The following is a 16,722-nucleotide window of genomic DNA, read 5'->3' as shown; positions in this document are numbered from 1 at the left end:
GCCAAGTCTTATGGACTAGTTCTCTCTAAATACGGGTATAGGTGTAATCAGCCAATGGAACTAAACCCCGGAAAATGGAAGCAGTATGCAACGGATAAACTACGAGAGTACCGTAGAGTGCTCAAAATATCCGAGAAACCTGACAGAGAAGAATTCGAGATGAGCGCCAAAGTCACCGGCGCAGGAATGATAATCATCGGACTGATAGGATTTATCTTCTACCTGCTTTCAAACCTGATTCCAAACTACCTGTGAACTACAATGATACTTACCGCACGAACAACAAGAGGACGCGAGAAGACCGCAATAAACGCACTTGAAAGCAAAGTCAAAGGAAAAGACGTAGACATAAGAGCGGTTTTCCACCCAGAAGACCTCCAGGGATACATCTTCATCGAAGGAAACGAAGCAGACATCAGAAAAGTCGCAAACGACGCCAGAAACATCAACGGCATCATAGATGAAGAAGTAGAAGTCGACGAGATAGAAAAATACCTGAGCGAAGAACAGGAAGACATCAAGCTCGAAGTAGGCGACAAGGTAGAAGTAATCGGCGGGCCTTTCAAAGGAGAAGAAGCAAAAATCAACAGAGTAGACGAAACCAACAGAGAAGTCACCATCGAACTGCTAGACGCCGCAGTACCGATTCCAACAACAGTCGACGCAGACATGGTGCGCAAAAAAGCTCAGCAATAAAATCAATACTATTTTAGCTAAAATCTAAAGTGATCAATTTATGGGAGACAAAACAACGATTTCGACACTAGTCGAGGGTGGATCTGCATCAGCAGGCCCTCCGCTAGGACCAGAACTTGGGCCTCTACCAACTGACGTTGGAGAGGTTGTAAAAGCCATCAACGAAAAAACAGCAGACTTCCAGGGAATGGAGGTACCTGTTGACGTCATCGTAGACGAAGAAACAGGCGACTTCGAGATAGAAGTCGGAAAGCCACCAGCAGCAGTCCTGATCAAGGACGAACTGGGCATCGAATCCGGATCCGGCGAACCAAACAAGAACAAGGTAGCCGACATGGAATTCGCAACAGCTTGCAAAGTAGCAAGAATGAAGGCCTCCGACCTGCTAGCAATGGATCTGCGTGGAGCTGTCAAAGAAATTATCGGAACAGCTCACTCAATGGGAGTAACCATTGACGGAAAAGACGCATACGACGTTGCACAGGAGATCGACGAAGGAAAATACGACGATAAACTGGAAGCAGAGGAAGGCATCTAGAGGTGAACAAGAATGAATTTTGAAGACGCAGTCAAACAGGCAGTAGAAGACTCTGAAGAAAGAGGCTTCAAAGAAAGCATCGACCTAATCATCAACTTCAAAGGCCTCGATCTTTCAGACCCTGACAACAGATTCAACGAAGACTTCAAGCTACCATTCCAGGCCGACGAAGACGTAAAAGTCGCAGTAATCGGAGATACACTTGCAAAGAACGCAGAGAACGCAGACCTGGAAATTACAGAAAGCGAGCTTGAAGAAGAATACTTCGAAAATCCGAAAAACGCAAAGGACCTTGCAGATGAGTACTCATTCCTTATCGCAGAGGCACCACTGATGCCTAAGATCGGTTCCCAGCTAGGACAGGTATTCGGACCAAGAAACATGATGCCTGACCCAATGCCACCAGGATCCGACCCTACTGACAAAATCGAAGACCTGAGAAACACAGTAACACTCAGACTTCGTGAAGATCCACTAATGCAGATCAAGGTAGGAAACGAGGAAAGAGACCTAGACGAAGCTGCAAGAAACGCATCCTCAATCTACGACTTTGTAGAAAGCCAGCTTCCACAGGGACAGAACAACATCAAATCCGTACTCATAAAGACCACTATGGGTCCAACAGTCGAGGTGAACTAAAAATGGTGCAACCAAAGCCAAAAAGACTGACACGAGAACAGAAAGAAGAGAAAGTCGAGTACTTCAAAGAAGAAATCGAATCCAACCCAGTAATCGGAATCCTCGACATGCACAATCTTCCAGCAAAGCAACTCCAGGAAATCAAGAAAGAAATGAAGGAGTTCGCCAAAGTCAGAATGTCCAGAAAGACACTGATGCAGATCGCAATCGAACAAAGCGACAAAGAAGACATCGCACAACTGGAAGAAAACGAGGCAATCCAGCCAGCATTCATCTTCTCAGAAAAAGACCCATTCCAGCTCTACTCCCTAATCCAGGCCAACAAAACATCGGCCGCAGCACAGGGAGGAGAAATCGCTCCGAACGACATAGAAGTACCTGACGGAGACACAGGAATCGGGCCAGGACCAATGCTTGGAAAACTCCAGCAAAAAGGCCTGAACGTACAGGTAGACGACGGCTCCATCCACGTACAGCAGCCAGGAGTCATCATCGAAAAAGGAGAGGAAATCACTGCAGACGACGCAGAAATCCTCAACCAGCTCGGAATCGAACCACTGGAAATCGGACTCGACCTGGACGTAGCATACAGCGAAGGAGAACTCTTCACAGCAGAAGAACTAGACATCGACGTAGAACAGTACAGAACAGACGTCGAAGCAGCAGCAAGCGGCGCATTCAACCTCGCAGTCAACGCAGGAATCATCAACGAAACAACTGCAGAGACAATCGTCCAGCAGGCAGTCAGAAAGGCCAAGAACCTGGCAATCAGCGAAGGCCTACCATTCGAAGAAACAATCGAAGAAGCCCTCGCCTACGCCAAATCCAACGCAGACGGCCTCGACAGCCAGCTAGACCTTGAATCAGTCGACCTAGATGAAGACACAGAAGAAGCAGAAAGTGAAGAGACTGAAGAAGAGGACGAATCCGAACAAGATTCAGACGAGTCAGAAGAATCTGAAGAAGATTCCGAAGACGAAGAAGACAAGGAAGAGGAATAAAAATCCTCCTCTTTCCTTATTTCTTTCCTCATTTAATATTTTCTAAGACCTCCTACATAGATTAGAAAAATTTAGAGTGCCTCCAGCAGTTTCTATCAAGAATTTTTAAACGAGACATAGGAAGTTTACATAGATGGATTTCAGAACTTACTATCCCACCATAGGATTGAAATTAGGTGGTGAGGGCTGGCTGTTCATTCTTATCGCTGCAGCATCAGTATCTCTAGGTTCTATTGAATGGCTGATAAGAAAAGGCAGGGACAGAATCAGTTTATCAGATCCTACTACCAGGAAATCTATAGCAGCAGGCCTGGTCTACACGCTAATTTCATCTTCAATGTTCTTCCTTTCTCGAGCACAATATTCTCCTCTCGATTTTATCGGTTTCTCAAAGGGAGCAATAATTTTGTTGATTATCGCCAGCATCCTATTCATCCTGAACTTCCTGGTTGCAGCAGTTCCAACATATTTAGCCTTGAAGAAGAATCTATACCTTCCTCTAACAGCAATAATCCTATGGCTTGGGATAGGCCTCGCAACATTCCAACAGATATCTGGCGGGCTTCCACAGTACGGGATCTGGCCTCCACAGCCAGACTATGCGCTGAAACCTATGACTCCTCTCGTTCTGACATTTCTAGTGGCAAAACTGGAACAGGCCGTATTTTCCAAGATCGAAGTCATTACCCAAGCAAAATCAAAGGTTAGAACAGGATTAAGTAAAAACAAAACACAGTTAGCGGTAGCCATCCTAGTAGTTGTAGCCATTGGAGTGTTCTCTATATCAGGCCATACTACGCAGAAAGAGTTCAGTGATCTATCAGATATTGAGAAAAAAGCTGCTGGCAACCCTGAAGGGGGTTATCCAAGACTAAATTATAGTTACAGGCCTGAGAAAGAATGGCTAGTAATTACAAACTCGGGAAATCCTCTGATAACGGAAACAGGCGGGATCTATATCGGAAACAAAAGCCACGACCCAAGATACATGATTGATACCTCGGAAAAAAGATTTGAGGAAAACAATATCTGGGCCAGAACAGGCATCATAGATGCGTTAACAAGTATAAGATACTCAAGCTGGAAGTTAGCCCTGAAAAACTTCGGGCACAGCGGAATTTCCGAATTCCCTGTACGCAAAGGCGACACTCTCAAAATAAGAAAAGACTCTACCGACAGCGATGGAGACGGCAGAAAAGGAATCGAAAACAACGAAACAATCAGCTTATACACGGGGAGACCAGCGACAGGCCAGATAGAAAAATTTGCCTACGTTACTATAGTCAATGATACCGCAAGAAGATACAGAGTTGACCCGTACAGCAAAGACATCTGGGAACCATGTGACAAGACCGAAAAGGCCTGCAAAAAATTAAGCACCTTCAGATAATCAATTTACCAGATTCCTTACCCTACTTGACTCTTCAGCTATCAAGGCCTGAATCTTTTCCTTATCTCCACGGGCCAATGCCAGATCAAAAATTTTACTACGGGAATAAAGCTCTGCATCAAATTCTTCAACAGAAACTCCTTTACCAGAGGCCCTGACTTTTTCCTCTGTGATATCTCCTTCTTCATCAACCAGTGCAGAAAATTTCTCAGAAAAATCAATATCTGATAGAACATTGTGGGCGTACTTCGAGTATCTTACCTCGTAGCGGCCTTCACGGTTGTAGAAGCTCTGATCCACACCGATCTCCTCAAGCAAATTCAGGAATCTTGAGGCCAAGGACTTCTCATCTGTAATATACACCGGCGTGCCTTTCCGATTAACTGTAACCGAGGCCTCTACACGGGTCAAAAGTTCTTCACTTACCTCTACAGGAAGATCTATACCCCAGGCCTTTCCACGGCCTTTGCCTTTCACAGCATCAATCTCTGGAGGGTTCTGGCCCATTAAACGCCTGATAAAGCTGATTGGCATGAACGAGTTTTTCGACCTCCAGTTGTACATCTTTGAACTTGAGAAGTCGAAGGCCTCTGACAGCTGTTTGACTCCTCCAAACTCGTCTACTCTGTGCCAGAGATCTTCACGGCCTTTCTCCGTAAGTTTTACTCTGGTCTCTTCTGGCAGATCCTCAAACTTCAACATCATTTGTATTCAATTATGCAGGAGAGGTTTTTAAGGGTTGGTTTCAGTTATTGAGGTATTGGTGAATTAATCAATGGAACTAGTTTACGCAGCACTGACACTACACGAAGCTGGAAAAGAAGTTAACGAAGACAATCTACAGGCAATTGTAGACGCAGCAGACCTAGAAGTCGAAGATACAGAAATCAAGGCTCTAGTCGCAGCACTCGAAGACGTCGACATTGAAGAAGCAATGGAGACAGCAGTCGCAGCAGGCGCAGCACCAGCACCTTCAGGAGACGAAGGCGGAGCAGACGAAGCTGACGAAGAAGAGGAAGAGGAAGAAGAGGAAGAAGACACTTCCGAAGAAGACGCAGCTGAAGGCCTAGGATCAATGTTCTAAAAAGGTCCTTGTCTTCACTTCCTTTCCTATCCTTTATTCTTATTTCAACCTAAATTTTACACCATCACACCATTTCTAATTTAAGTCTCGGCACCATATTCGTTTACATGGCACTAAACGCATCAGAAGCCATTAAGACCGCATTTGGGAGTCTTAAAACAGATGTAGGTCAGAAGCTCATAGGACTATTCTTTGTAATACAGTTAGTCAATATTGGATCGACAGTACTTACCAACATGGGCATGACCGCACTCCAGATAGCTGGAGTAGTTCTCGGCCTTGTTGCAGCACTAGCAAGTATAGCAGCAACAATCGGAGGACTCAGATCATACAGAAAAGATGAAGTAGAGAGAAGCCTATTTACAGACAACCTTCTCTGGCCATTCATCAGAACACTGGGCGCCAACCTGACAAGCGCAGCTTTCGCATACCTTCTAGGCCTAATCTTCCTACTGCCAGCATACATAGCAGTACTCGGAGGAGTATCAAGCCTAGCAGCAACAGGAAGCATCGCATCAGGACTAGGCACAGCAGGAATCGCACTAGCAGCCGTAGGAGGAATCCTCGGATTCGCAGTATTCAGCTACGTAATAGTAACACTGCTACTGGCCCAGCCACTGATCGCAATCGAAGACAAAAGAATGTTCCAGTCACTGGACGAATCAGTCCAGAGAACCAAAGGAAGCAGACTATCAATCTTCCTAGCAGGACTGGGAACATTCCTCGTCTACGGAATAGTAGCACTCCTTCTAGGAGTCATAGGCAACATCGCAGGCGGAGAACAGGCAGCAGCATACGCAGTACAGCTACTGGTAGTACCTATCTTCACACCAGTATTCCTCGCACTGCTCAACCACTTCACAGAAGAACTCCCACTTGAATAAAAAAGGCCTTTACAGGCCGACTTTTTCTTTTATTCTTCCAACAAAACCTCACAGCAGATAAAAAAATTCTCGAACAAACCCTGCTGTATGAAAGGCCTCGACCAACTCAAAGAAGAAATCAAACAGGAAGCATCAGATAATCCAGAGAAATTCTTCGCAACAGACGTACTAAGAGAAAAAGGATTCCACCGAGGCCAATGCAGCAACTGCGGACTATACTTCTGGAGCTCAGATCCCGAAAGAGAAATCTGCGGAGAACCGGAATGCGGCGACGGATACACATTCATCAATGACTCACCTACCTCGGAAACTTTAACCCATACAGAATCTTGGGAACTTTTCGAAGAATTCATGGTATCTCGTGGATACACCTCGATCGACAGATACCCTGTAGTGGCCCGATGGAGAGACGACGTAGAATTCACAGGCGCATCAATCTACTGCTTCCAGCCATACGTCGTATCAGGCGAAGCAGAGCCACCAGCAGACGAACTAATAATACCACAACCCTCTTTACGCTTCAATGACGTTGACAACGTTGGCATCACCGGCAGACACTACACAAACTTCACGATGATAGGCCAGACGTGCTTCAAAGAAGGTGAGGAATATGACCAGGATCGCTACTTCCGTGACATGTTCGAATTCACGACACAGGCCCTTGGAATACCTGAAGAAAAACTTATACTACACGAAGACAGCTGGGGCGGAGGAGGAAACCTAGGTGCATGCATGGAGTTCTTCGTAGACGGCCTAGAGCTATTCAACCAGGTCTATATGTTCTACGAGCAGACACCAGAAGGCTACGAAGAGCTAGATCTCAAAGTACTGGACATGGGAATGGGCCACGAAAGAATCACATGGATCTCCAACGGTACAGAAACATCCTATGAGTCCGTCATGCCGGAGACTCTGGAAAAAATGAAGGAGAAGACCGGGCTCAAGATCGACCAGGAAGTATGGGAAAAATTCCTTCCACACAGCTCCGAACTCAACATCGACGAAGTGGAGGACATCGACGAAAAATGGGAAGAAATAGCAGAGAAAATAAATGAAGACGTCGACGAACTGAAGGCAGAGATTAAGCCGGCAGCAGGACTCTACAGCATCGCAGAACACGCCCGCGCACTCATATTCGCATTAGCCGATGGAAAAATACCTTCAAACACAGGGGGAGGCTACAACCTGAGAATGATCTACAGAAGAGCCCAGGACTTCATCGAAAAATACGACTGGGATCTGGACATGGTAGAGGTCGCCCGCTGGAACGCAGAGGAGCTTGAAGACATGTTCCCAGAGCTTCTGGCCTCAATGGATGAGATAGAGGAAATACTCAGAGTCGAAAAACAGAAATACGATAAAGCACGGGAAAAAGCCCGCGAACAACTGGAAAAAGTCGAAGGCCAGCCATCAGTCGAGGAAATGGTAGAACTCTACGAATCGCACGGCGTATCTCCTGAAATGATGGAAGAATACGGCCTGGAAGTACCTGAAGATTTCTACACGATAGTCAGCGAAGAAGATGAGACAGTAAAAGCAGCAGAGGAAAAATTCGACGTAGAAGGCCTTCCAGACACGGAAAAACTGTACTACGAGCGACGTGAACCTTACAGGCAGGATGGAGAGACCGAACATTTCAACTTCAAGGCTGAGGTAGTCGGAATAATTGATGATGAATGGGTTGTTCTTGATCAGACGATGTTCTATCCTCAGGGCGGAGGTCAGCGCTACGACGTCGGAAAGATCAACGGCCATCAAGTAGAGGAGGTTCAGAAACAGGGCAACGTGGTACTCCATCGAACACCAGAGCACGAACTTGAAGAAGGGAAGCGCGTGAAGGGTGTGGTCAACGGCGAGAAGAGAAAGCAGTTGACCCAGCACCACTCCACGACCCACATGGTGAACGCTGCAGCACGTGAAGAACTTGGCGAACATATCTACCAGGCCGGCGCCAACAAGACACTGGAAAAAGCACGGCTCGACGTTACACACTATGAGAAACTTTCACGCGAAGATCTTGACGAGATCGAGGCCCGCGTCAGAAAAATGATCAACGAAGAACACGATATCAACGAGCTGGAGATGCCGAAGAGTGAGGCCGAACAGCAGTACGGCTTCAGAATCTACCAGGGAGGTGCACCGCCGGGCAACACGATCAGACTTATAGAGATCGAAGACATCGACATCGAAGCCTGCGGAGGAACACACCTCACCAACACAGGCCACGCAGAAAACTTCTACATCACAGGCTCAAAAAGAATCCAGGACGGAGTTATCAGACTCGAATACGTAGCAGGAAACGCTGCAGAAGAATACATCAAAGGTATTCAGGAAAGAATCGAGGAAGTAGAAACCCTCCTGGAAACAGAGTCAAAGTCAAGGCCTCGTACCGTAGAGAGAAAACTATGCAGTATTCTCTCAGTAGAGCCAGAACACCTGGAAGACACAATCACCAGATTCAACGAGGAGATAGAGGAAAACACCAGCAGAGTAGAGAAACTAGGCGAATTCCTAGGCAAGGAAACCAGTGTAGAAAGAATTGAAGAGGAAAATACTGTTGAAAAGGCCAGAAAGCTGTACGAACAGAGAAAGAACCTGGAGAAAAAAGTTGAAGGCCTTGAATCAGAGATAGAACAGTTCGTAGAAGACGAAATAGGGGAAAAAGATGAGGTCGAACTTGAAGTACCTACAGAGAACGTAGGCCTGCTCATCCAGGTAGCTCAGAAGCTCTCCAGAAAACACGAGGCCTGTGTAACTTTAATTGGCGAGAAAGGAGCTGTATCAGCCTCCCAGACAGATGAGAGTGCTAGAGAAAAACTTGAGAAATACTCGGAGAATGTGCAGGGAGACTCCGAGTTTGCAAAGGCCTTCGATATCTAGCCGAAGCAGTAGACAACTGCGGAGTCAGGAAGCTCCCTGATGTAGCTACAGGTCGAAGAAGCTACGTTCTGCTCCGTAATATTGTAGACTAATCCCTGTTGTGGAACGGCTTGCCGGTTCTGAATGACAGCTCCAACAACGTGAACTGCTGGAGTCTGCTGAAGCTGGGTCTGTGCAGGAATCTCACTGGTATTCACATAGTTCAAGTACATTTTTTCCCCAAAGTTGCTCTGAACAGTTTCCACTGTTTCAACCTGCGAGCGGCCTTCAGAAGTATTGTAGTAACCAGTTACAAACACGACATCATTCACTGCTGCAAGATAGCTTTTCTCCCTGCTTGTCAAGTCAAGAGGGCCTTCACTAATTGACTGTGAAGGCAGTTGTGGTACATCCTGCTGCTGATTATTGTTTGATCCTCCACCCGATGTAAGGCCTGAGTAAGAAGCTATTCCACCGAATGCGAAACCGCCTCCAATCAAAATTGCAACAATTGCTACACCGTATTTCTCCACAAATCCCATATCTACACATTGTCAGGAAACAAATAAAGGACTTGCCTGAAGAATACCGATACATGATAGTAGGATTCAACGTAACGGAACTCGAAGCATCACAGGAAGAAAACGTAAGAGGAGACCTCCAGATCAACTACACACCAGAAATAACATCAGTAGAATCAGCAAACGTAAACGCATTCGAAGAACCAGTAGCAAAAATCTACTACACCTTCACCGTAAGCTACGACGCAAACGGCCAGACAGGAGCCGAAATCAAGCTCTCAGGAAACGTACTCTGGAAAGGAGACACAGACGAAATAGTAAAGGCCTGGGAAGAAGACAACCAGCTACCAGAAAGCATCAACGCACCACTAATGAACGACATGTACAGAAAACTGATCTCAGAAGCAGTAGGAGTCGCAGACACACTCAACCTGCTCCCACCAGTACCAACACCACAGGTACAGAAATAAACTATCTCTTCACACCGACAAGACGGTGTTTGCGCCCCATAAAGGCCTTAGTATACGTCTCTATTTCTCCTTTCTTTTCAAGAGAGTTAAGACACCTGTGCACATCATTTTCAGCCCAACCAAGCTCCTGAGAGAGAACACTAGCAGAAGGCTTTCTTCCATCATCAATCATATTCTGGGCCTGTTCCAGTACTTTTTCTCCTCGCTTCATACACATCTTTAAACTCTGGAAGCGTTAAAATGTTACTATGGCGGACTACGAGGAAGTTCTGGATGAATTGGAGTCAGAGGTAGGCCAGGTAGAAGAAGAATTCTCGGAAATAGAGCACGAAGGCGACGAGAAAACCGACAAGGAAGTAATGGCAGAGAACCTACTGAGCGAGATACACGAACAGATAGACTTTCTGGAAGAACAGATGGAGAGAATTCAGGACAAAGAATAAATATTTTTATCGACGTAAACAAAAACAAGGTGTTCTGAAATGAGAAGACTCAATCGGGAAGACGACGTAGATGACGTATTCAACCAGATGCAAAAATTTGTGGAACAGTTCCAGGACTTCGGACGCGACATGGCAACCAGCTTCACAGGCTCAATGCCTGTAGACGTAACAGAGGAAGACGGAAAACTAACAGTAAAAGCTGACCTACCAGGCGTAGAAAAAGAAGAAATCAACGTAAAAGCCGACGAAGACAAGATCGAAATCATGGCCGAAAGCTCCCACGAACTAAAGGAGGAAAACGAAAAATACTACAGAAAAGAAAGGGCCTCCAGAACATTCCAGAGAACAGTCGCATGGCCTAAGCCTGTCAACCCAGAAAGCATTGTAGCAGAGTACGAAGACGGAGTTCTGAAAGTTACAGCAGAAGTAGACGAAGACGAAGGCCGCGACGTCGAGGTAGAATAAAACCTACCCGACAACTTTTTCAATTTCTCCACCCCGTTGATTTCTAGATGGAAGAGGAGGAGAATTCTACCAGGACACCGAAACCGGAAAATTCTCAAACAGGGTGTCCTATCTGACAGAAAAGTCAGGCCCCAACTACCTGCCAGACAACTTTGACATACCTGACAACTACAACATTCTCCAGATATCCGAAATACACGCATTCGAGGAATTTACAGAAGAACAGAGCCAGGCCTACAGCAGAGAAGTAGCAGACCAGGTAAACAACTACGTAGAAACATACAATATAGACGAAATACACGTAATGGGCGACACCGGAACCTTCGACGACGTATACAACTTCTTGGACCAGCTCAATCCCGGAACCGAAGTCATAATAGTGGCAGGAGACGAAGACAAGAAAGACGCCAACCCTCCGCCAGGAGAAAAATCTGACGACTTTACAGGATTCTACACACAGATAAACAGTAGACAGCCCTTCGATGTCGACATAGACTACCAGATATTCGACGAAGGATTCGAAAAACAGATAGCAGGCAACAGAGTACAGGCCTCACACCACCAAAGAAACTCAAAAAGAGAAGACACCCTCAACAGCCCTGATACACGGCCTGACAGCGTACTGGAAAATCTATTCTCTGTAGAAAAATACACCAACGAAAACACAGCAGAATGCCTGATCTACAGCCCTGAAACAAACAACAAAGCCGCAAACACAAATGCCGATCAAGGAGACCCAGAACTTCTAGAAGATGATGTAATTGAAAGCCCTCCAAGCCTCAGAGGCCTTGACATGGTAGTATACGATCACCTACACATGCCTTACCCACGCACAGTTGGAAACACAATTGTTCTAGGCCTTGGCGGAAGGAAAAACAATCACGACCCAGGATCCAGCAAACTACCGAGCGAGAGCATCCACATATCCAGCTTCGAAGACGGCAGAGTACACCACATGCATTTCGACGCAGGAGAGGATCAGATATTCGAGCACCAGGTATTCCAGCAGTCAGACAGGGATGTGGAAATGTTCGATGTGGAGATACCTGAGGAAATAAATCCTGACTCAGGATACCTGCCTGTACAGGAAAGGATCAGAAGGGAGAAAGTACCTGAGAAAGCCCACGAAATAGGGGACGACCTGCCTGAAAAATGGACTCCAGAGCTAGAGCACTGAAAAAGTACAAAAGCTACAGATTCTTCAACTTTCAATGCAATGAGCAACTACTTCAACCAGTCACCAGATCAACTGAAAGAATTTCTTGGATTTATAGAGAAAGATATCGACAACGTAAGAAGAGTGATAGACTGCGTTGAAGACGCAGGTCTTAAACCCGATTTCATGGTTCATGCAAAGTCTGAGACAGTAGAAGAATCAGCTGAAAACACTGACATAGAAGAAAAAGAGATAATCAAAACCCTGATCTTCATGGCCGACGAACCAGTAGCCGTACTGTGTCCAGGCCACACATCAGTCTCAGAAGAAAAACTGGAAGAAATAAAAGATACAGAAGTCAGAATGGCCTCTCCAGACGAAGTAACAGACGCAACAGGGTACTATATCGGCGGAGTATCACCATTCGACCTTGAGATACCAGTCTACATGGAAGAGAAAATCCTGGAACAGGACAAAGTTAAGCCAGCAGCAGGATCGCGCGTAGTAGGAGTAACAATCAGCTCAGAAGACCTGAAAAAAGTTACAGAGGCTGAAGTAGTGGATGTAGCTCGCTAACTAGAAAACACTTTCTCCATCCATCTCAGGCCTTTCGCCTTCAACAATTTCCGAGATACCATCACGGAAAAACAGCTCGTTAAGAACCTGTAAATCCTCCATCTCAGCAGCTCTACTGAAACCATATTCTGTTCCCACTGCATAACCCTGAGAGTCAGAGTATTGAGGAGGTAGAGCAAACTCGCTGTTCTCAAGCAGATTTCTTTCGTCAAGAACATCTGAACCAAAAACAAACTCGGGCTGGTAAACACTCCAGTCATTATCCAGCTCACCAAGGACAGAGGCCCATGCATCTCGCCAGGCCGCCGTCTTCTTCATAACAGCACCGCCAGACTCATCAGCAGAACCCTGAGAAGGCCTGTAACCTGTTTCTGAATCCTCCCAGAAAGAGGGATCGATCTCCTCATCCAGAGGCCTATCCCTCGGCGCAGCATAACTATCATTAGGCTTGACCTCCACCATATGGGCCTCGTACCTGTCAAGATCCAGAAAAATTAGATCTCCATCACCCATCTTCAGATGGGTCTCAGGCTTTCTCTCATGATCAACACCACCTTCAACCCCCAGATTATCTGGATGCTGATAGAAATCTCTCTCCGTAAGAACCAGATCCCACTTGGAACGGCCCTGCTCAATATTATTTGCATAGCGCTGAAGCCTGCCATCAATCAAAAGATCATGCCTGTCCTGTTTCTCACGAGGATCCTCCCTCAAAACACCTTCAGCATAAACGTTCTCATCAATCTCAACTCCGGGCCTGGAAATAACATCAGGAGTCCACGGACGGCCCTGACTGGCATTTTCAAGTACAGAAAAGTGAGCAGCCTCCGGAATACCGAATTCCTCATACGCTCTCTCAGCTTGAAGGCTCCTCATCTATATGAAAACCCGCGCAACCTACCGTTAAAAATATTTCTAAAGCCTGGAGAGAACATCCGAACCCAGAAGATCAACAAAATCCTCATAGGCCTCATCAACAATGAAATCTTCCTTTTCAGGCCAGTAAACAGTGCCCTGAACAGGCTCAACCCCCTCAAACTCAGCACCTCTATCATAGGGAATAGTACTCAGTTCATAACCCCAGTTATTCTCAAGGCCTCTAATAGAACTGGAAATACTTCGGCCTTCGGAAAACTCCGCAGCCCTCTCAAAATCAGTTGAGGAAGGAGAAAAATCCACATTGTAAACCCTGAAATAGTGGTTCTCAAGATCAAAATTCGCCATATCCACAAAAACACCGGATCTACCGCCGAGATTGAAACCTTTTACATCACCAGTTTCAGGCCTATACTCTCCTCTAACCAGTACATCAAAAGGCCTGCCGCTTCCGACCTCGCTCATCCTTTCTCGAGTAATTCTATCCCAGAAACGCTCTTTATGAGAGATCTTATCGTTCACAGAAACATAATTACGCAGCAAAATATTTACAGCTCCAAGAAAAACATTGGGTCTGACCGCAACCTTCTGGCCTTTCTCCGTAACAATTTAACATTTCAGACCGAATACATCCTTGATACCAATGAAAGGTGGACGTTTTTATCAGCGGAAGTTTGAAACAATCGAAACTCGCAACGAGTTTCTCTAATCCAGAAGCAGTAGCTGCTTCGGATGCCATAAAACCTTCTATCAACAGCTCTTTAAGCGTTCTCTCAAAAATTTTCCACAGGTAGATCGAAAATGGATAATGAAGAACGTAAGAATCTGGTACTCCGTAACTCGGAGGAAATAATCCAGGAAGAAGAGCTTGAAGAAATACTAAAGGAAAAAGACGAACCACGCGCATACGTAGGATACGAAACCTCAGGGCCTGTACACCTGGGCCACTGGATCTCAGTACGTAAAATGCTGGACATCCAGAAAGCAGGTTTCCAACCCGTAATCCTCTGGGCCGACCTACACACATTCCTCAACAAGAAAGGAGAGGAAGACTGGATCGAAGAAATGATCGACTACTGGCAGGCAACATTCGAAGCACTGGGCCTCGACGCAGAATACGTACACGGCAGAGACTTCCAGGAAAGCGACGAATACTTCCACGACCTACTGACAATGACACAGAAAACAACAATCAACCGTGGAGAAAGAAGCATGCAGCACGATCTCAGAGACAAAGACGAAGTCTACATCAGCCAGATCGTATACCCGCTGATGCAGGCCCTCGACATCGTCCACCTGGACCTCGACCTTGCAGTAGCAGGAATAGAACAGAGAAAAATCCACATGCTCGCAAGAGAACAACTACCAAAACTCGGATACGAAAAACCAACATGCCTACACTGGCCTCTACTATCTTCACTGGCAGGAGACGGAGACAAAATGTCTTCATCAAAGAAGAACACAATGTTCCCACTACACGCCGACCCAGAAAGAATCAGAGACGTACTGGAAGACGCATACTGCCCGCAGGGAGAAGTAGAGGACAACCCAATCATCCAGATCGCCAACTTCTTCATCTTCGGAGCAGACAGAGAACTTGAAATAGAGAGAAAAGAAGAATACGGAGGCGACCTCCACTACGAAAACTTCGAAGACATGGCTGAAGATTTCAAATCAGGAGAACTCCACCCACTGGACCTGAAAGAGGCCGTAGCAGAAGAAGCAGTAGAAAGACTCGAACCAGTAAGAGAAAGATTCAAAGAAGAACCAGAACTACTGCAGCCACTCGAAGAAATAGGCCACGAAAAACCAGAGTACCTCAAATAAACTAAGAGGCCGTAAAAAGGCCTCTACATTTCTACATATCTTTTATTCTTCTTCAGGATCGTCTTCTTCAACCCAGACACGTACTTTTCCTGGTGGAGCGTCGAAAGGCCTTTTTCCAAATCTGATATTATCTGCAAGATCCATTGCTTCTTTTATCTTGTCGAACTCTTTTTCTGTTACTACTTTTTCCTTCAGTTCTAGAGGATGTGTTTCATCAAACTTGTAGCCTGCTACTTCTTTCATGTAAAGTTATTGTGCAGGCATCTTTATGATGTAGAGTGATTGGCGTTGAACTAAAAAGAATCCAGATACAATTTCAGTTGTGAAGATCACTATCTACGGCCGTACCTTGAATGTGTACGAGCAGTTGATCGAGGAACCGCGGGAAGAAGTAAACGAGCAGCTTAACGAATACTTCAACGGCGACCGGGAAACATTTGACCTTGAATATGATATACCGGAAGGTTTCGTCGGAGATGTTCTACGAGAAATTCAGAAAATAGATTATGGAGAAACCAAGACCTACGGAGATATAGCTGAGGAAGTCGACGGAATACCTGTAGCCGTAGGTCAGGCCCTCTCCCAGAACCCTCTACCACTCATCATTCCATGCCACAGAGTAGTTGGAAAGAACTCAGTCGGAGGCTACCTCGGAGAATCAAACAGCGATGTAAAAAGAAAGCTTCTGCAATTAGAAAAATAGGTTAAAGAGCCATCATTTGCTCTAGCTTTGCAATATCTTCATCATCCTTTTCCCTTCCAGCGTTTCTCTTGCTCTCAATGTACACGTCTTCAGGAAGCAGGTAGAGATCGATGTTCTCAAGTCCTTCAACCATCTCTGCTTCTTCAGACTCCATCGCTTCAACAAACTCTTCCGCCATTGGATGATCCCATATAAGATCCATGTACATCTCCGGATCCTTGTCAACTTCCAGCCGGGTACCTGTCTGCTGAGGTACTTCATCATAAAGCTCTGCAATATCAAAGGCCTGCATCACGTCAGGAACATAAATGTCAATATCATCAGTTTCACGGCCCTCCATCTCTTCATCATATCTTTCAGCATACTCCCAGAGAGCAGCCTGGCCAATAAGCACTCCTTCTAGCTCAAGACCTTCTTCTCCAAGTTTCTCATCAAACTCTTGCAGATAATCCATGGCCTCAGCATAATCATCCATAATTACTACTTGCTCATGACAACATATAAAGATTGGGGTTTCAGCAGTGTAAAACCGTTTAAAGATCAGTGTAAAAATACCTTTCTACAATGAAAGGTGGACGCTTTTCTCACCGGACG

At 45.8% G+C, this 16,722-nt stretch carries 23 protein-coding genes; 16 read left to right on the top strand and 7 right to left on the bottom strand.

Features of this window, described 5'->3' with window-relative positions:
* Positions 1–54 precede the first annotated feature (54 nt).
* The 6 genes from HBNXNv_RS00485 to HBNXNv_RS00460 all read left to right on the top strand — a co-directional run bounded on the left by HBNXNv_RS00485 (position 55) and on the right by HBNXNv_RS00460 (position 4,264).
* Positions 55–255 carry a protein translocase SEC61 complex subunit gamma gene (locus tag HBNXNv_RS00485; RefSeq protein WP_347720876.1) on the top strand — a complete coding sequence of 67 codons (201 nt, stop codon included), beginning with the start codon at positions 55–57 and terminating at the stop codon, positions 253–255.
* A gap of 6 nt (positions 256–261) precedes the next feature.
* Complete coding sequence (locus HBNXNv_RS00480; RefSeq protein WP_347720875.1) at positions 262–696, top strand: transcription elongation factor Spt5; 435 nt, start codon at positions 262–264, stop codon at positions 694–696.
* A 40-nt stretch (positions 697–736) separates the two neighbouring features.
* Positions 737–1,234 carry a 50S ribosomal protein L11 gene (locus HBNXNv_RS00475; protein ID WP_347720874.1) on the top strand — a complete coding sequence of 166 codons (498 nt, stop codon included), beginning with the start codon at positions 737–739 and terminating at the stop codon, positions 1,232–1,234.
* Positions 1,235–1,246: 12 nt separating this feature from the next.
* Positions 1,247–1,873 (top strand): 50S ribosomal protein L1, encoded by a 627-nt coding sequence (locus HBNXNv_RS00470; RefSeq protein WP_347720873.1) that lies wholly within the window; start codon positions 1,247–1,249, stop codon positions 1,871–1,873.
* Positions 1,874–1,875: 2 nt separating this feature from the next.
* Positions 1,876–2,874, top strand: a complete 999-nt coding sequence (locus HBNXNv_RS00465; protein ID WP_347720872.1) for a 50S ribosomal protein L10 — start codon at positions 1,876–1,878, stop codon at positions 2,872–2,874.
* Between the two features lie 133 nt (positions 2,875–3,007).
* Complete coding sequence (locus HBNXNv_RS00460; protein ID WP_347720871.1) at positions 3,008–4,264, top strand: hypothetical protein; 1,257 nt, start codon at positions 3,008–3,010, stop codon at positions 4,262–4,264.
* Here the strand turns inward: HBNXNv_RS00460 and HBNXNv_RS00455 are convergent, their stop codons facing one another.
* The gene (locus HBNXNv_RS00455; RefSeq protein WP_347720870.1) at positions 4,265–4,969 is read right to left on the bottom strand and encodes a hypothetical protein; all 705 of its coding nucleotides are present in this window, start codon (positions 4,967–4,969) and stop codon (positions 4,265–4,267) included.
* 70 nt (positions 4,970–5,039) lie between these two features.
* Between HBNXNv_RS00455 and rpl12p the strand changes: the two genes are divergently transcribed.
* The 3 genes from rpl12p (at position 5,040) to alaS (ending at position 9,112) form a co-directional block, all read left to right on the top strand.
* The gene (rpl12p, locus tag HBNXNv_RS00450) at positions 5,040–5,348 is read left to right on the top strand and encodes a 50S ribosomal protein P1 (RefSeq protein WP_347720869.1); all 309 of its coding nucleotides are present in this window, start codon (positions 5,040–5,042) and stop codon (positions 5,346–5,348) included.
* Between the two features lie 107 nt (positions 5,349–5,455).
* Entirely contained in the window at positions 5,456–6,232 is a 777-nt protein-coding gene (locus HBNXNv_RS00445) for a hypothetical protein (protein WP_347720868.1), read from the top strand.
* An 87-nt stretch (positions 6,233–6,319) separates the two neighbouring features.
* Positions 6,320–9,112 carry an alanine--tRNA ligase gene (gene alaS / locus HBNXNv_RS00440; RefSeq protein ID WP_347720867.1) on the top strand — a complete coding sequence of 931 codons (2,793 nt, stop codon included), beginning with the start codon at positions 6,320–6,322 and terminating at the stop codon, positions 9,110–9,112.
* Here the strand turns inward: alaS and HBNXNv_RS00435 are convergent.
* Positions 9,109–9,633 (bottom strand): hypothetical protein, encoded by a 525-nt coding sequence (locus tag HBNXNv_RS00435; protein ID WP_347720866.1) that lies wholly within the window; start codon positions 9,631–9,633, stop codon positions 9,109–9,111. The genes alaS and HBNXNv_RS00435 overlap by 4 nt on opposite strands.
* Positions 9,634–9,686: 53 nt before the next feature.
* Between HBNXNv_RS00435 and HBNXNv_RS00430 the strand changes: the two genes are divergently transcribed.
* Complete coding sequence (locus HBNXNv_RS00430) at positions 9,687–10,082, top strand: hypothetical protein (RefSeq protein ID WP_347720865.1); 396 nt, start codon at positions 9,687–9,689, stop codon at positions 10,080–10,082.
* 1 nt (position 10,083) lies between these two features.
* On the opposite strand, the gene HBNXNv_RS00425 is transcribed toward HBNXNv_RS00430, so the two are convergent.
* Positions 10,084–10,293: a hypothetical protein gene (locus HBNXNv_RS00425; protein ID WP_347720864.1), complete on the bottom strand. Its 210-nt coding sequence runs from the start codon at positions 10,291–10,293 to the stop codon at positions 10,084–10,086.
* Positions 10,294–10,330: 37 nt separating this feature from the next.
* Between HBNXNv_RS00425 and HBNXNv_RS00420 the strand changes: the two genes are divergently transcribed.
* The 4 genes from HBNXNv_RS00420 to HBNXNv_RS00405 all read left to right on the top strand — a co-directional run bounded on the left by HBNXNv_RS00420 (position 10,331) and on the right by HBNXNv_RS00405 (position 12,722).
* Positions 10,331–10,525: a hypothetical protein gene (locus HBNXNv_RS00420; RefSeq protein ID WP_347720863.1), complete on the top strand. Its 195-nt coding sequence runs from the start codon at positions 10,331–10,333 to the stop codon at positions 10,523–10,525.
* Positions 10,526–10,564: 39 nt separating this feature from the next.
* On the top strand, positions 10,565–10,990 hold the full coding sequence (locus HBNXNv_RS00415; protein ID WP_347720862.1) for an Hsp20/alpha crystallin family protein: 426 nt from the start codon (positions 10,565–10,567) through the stop codon (positions 10,988–10,990).
* A gap of 103 nt (positions 10,991–11,093) precedes the next feature.
* Entirely contained in the window at positions 11,094–12,167 is a 1,074-nt protein-coding gene (locus tag HBNXNv_RS00410) for a hypothetical protein (RefSeq protein WP_347720861.1), read from the top strand.
* A 39-nt stretch (positions 12,168–12,206) separates the two neighbouring features.
* Positions 12,207–12,722 carry an aminoacyl-tRNA deacylase gene (locus tag HBNXNv_RS00405; RefSeq protein WP_347720860.1) on the top strand — a complete coding sequence of 172 codons (516 nt, stop codon included), beginning with the start codon at positions 12,207–12,209 and terminating at the stop codon, positions 12,720–12,722.
* Here the strand turns inward: HBNXNv_RS00405 and HBNXNv_RS00400 are convergent, their stop codons facing one another.
* On the bottom strand, positions 12,723–13,598 hold the full coding sequence (locus tag HBNXNv_RS00400) for a hypothetical protein (protein WP_347720859.1): 876 nt from the start codon (positions 13,596–13,598) through the stop codon (positions 12,723–12,725). It abuts the gene before it with no gap.
* A gap of 39 nt (positions 13,599–13,637) precedes the next feature.
* A complete protein-coding gene (locus HBNXNv_RS00395) occupies positions 13,638–14,120 on the bottom strand; it encodes a hypothetical protein (RefSeq protein WP_347720858.1) in 483 nt (160 codons plus the stop codon).
* 279 nt (positions 14,121–14,399) lie between these two features.
* Between HBNXNv_RS00395 and HBNXNv_RS00390 the strand changes: the two genes are divergently transcribed.
* Positions 14,400–15,425, top strand: coding sequence for a tyrosine--tRNA ligase (locus tag HBNXNv_RS00390; RefSeq protein ID WP_347720857.1), 1,026 nt, complete (start codon positions 14,400–14,402; stop codon positions 15,423–15,425).
* A 42-nt stretch (positions 15,426–15,467) separates the two neighbouring features.
* Here HBNXNv_RS00390 and HBNXNv_RS00385 read toward each other — a convergent pair whose 3' ends face one another.
* Positions 15,468–15,668, bottom strand: a complete 201-nt coding sequence (locus HBNXNv_RS00385; protein ID WP_347720856.1) for a hypothetical protein — start codon at positions 15,666–15,668, stop codon at positions 15,468–15,470.
* A gap of 79 nt (positions 15,669–15,747) precedes the next feature.
* Here HBNXNv_RS00385 and HBNXNv_RS00380 point away from each other — a divergent pair, with 79 nt between their 5' ends.
* Positions 15,748–16,128 carry a methylated-DNA--[protein]-cysteine S-methyltransferase gene (locus HBNXNv_RS00380; protein ID WP_347720855.1) on the top strand — a complete coding sequence of 127 codons (381 nt, stop codon included), beginning with the start codon at positions 15,748–15,750 and terminating at the stop codon, positions 16,126–16,128.
* A 1-nt stretch (position 16,129) separates the two neighbouring features.
* Here the strand turns inward: HBNXNv_RS00380 and HBNXNv_RS00375 are convergent, their stop codons facing one another.
* Entirely contained in the window at positions 16,130–16,603 is a 474-nt protein-coding gene (locus HBNXNv_RS00375; protein ID WP_347720854.1) for a hypothetical protein, read from the bottom strand.
* Between the last annotated feature and the right edge of the window lie 119 nt (positions 16,604–16,722).

The organism is Candidatus Nanohalovita haloferacivicina, assembly GCF_029232205.1.
Lineage (GTDB): Archaea > Nanohalarchaeota > Nanosalinia > Nanosalinales > Nanosalinaceae > Nanohalovita > Nanohalovita haloferacivicina.
This window is presented reverse-complemented; position numbering and strand designations above follow the sequence as displayed.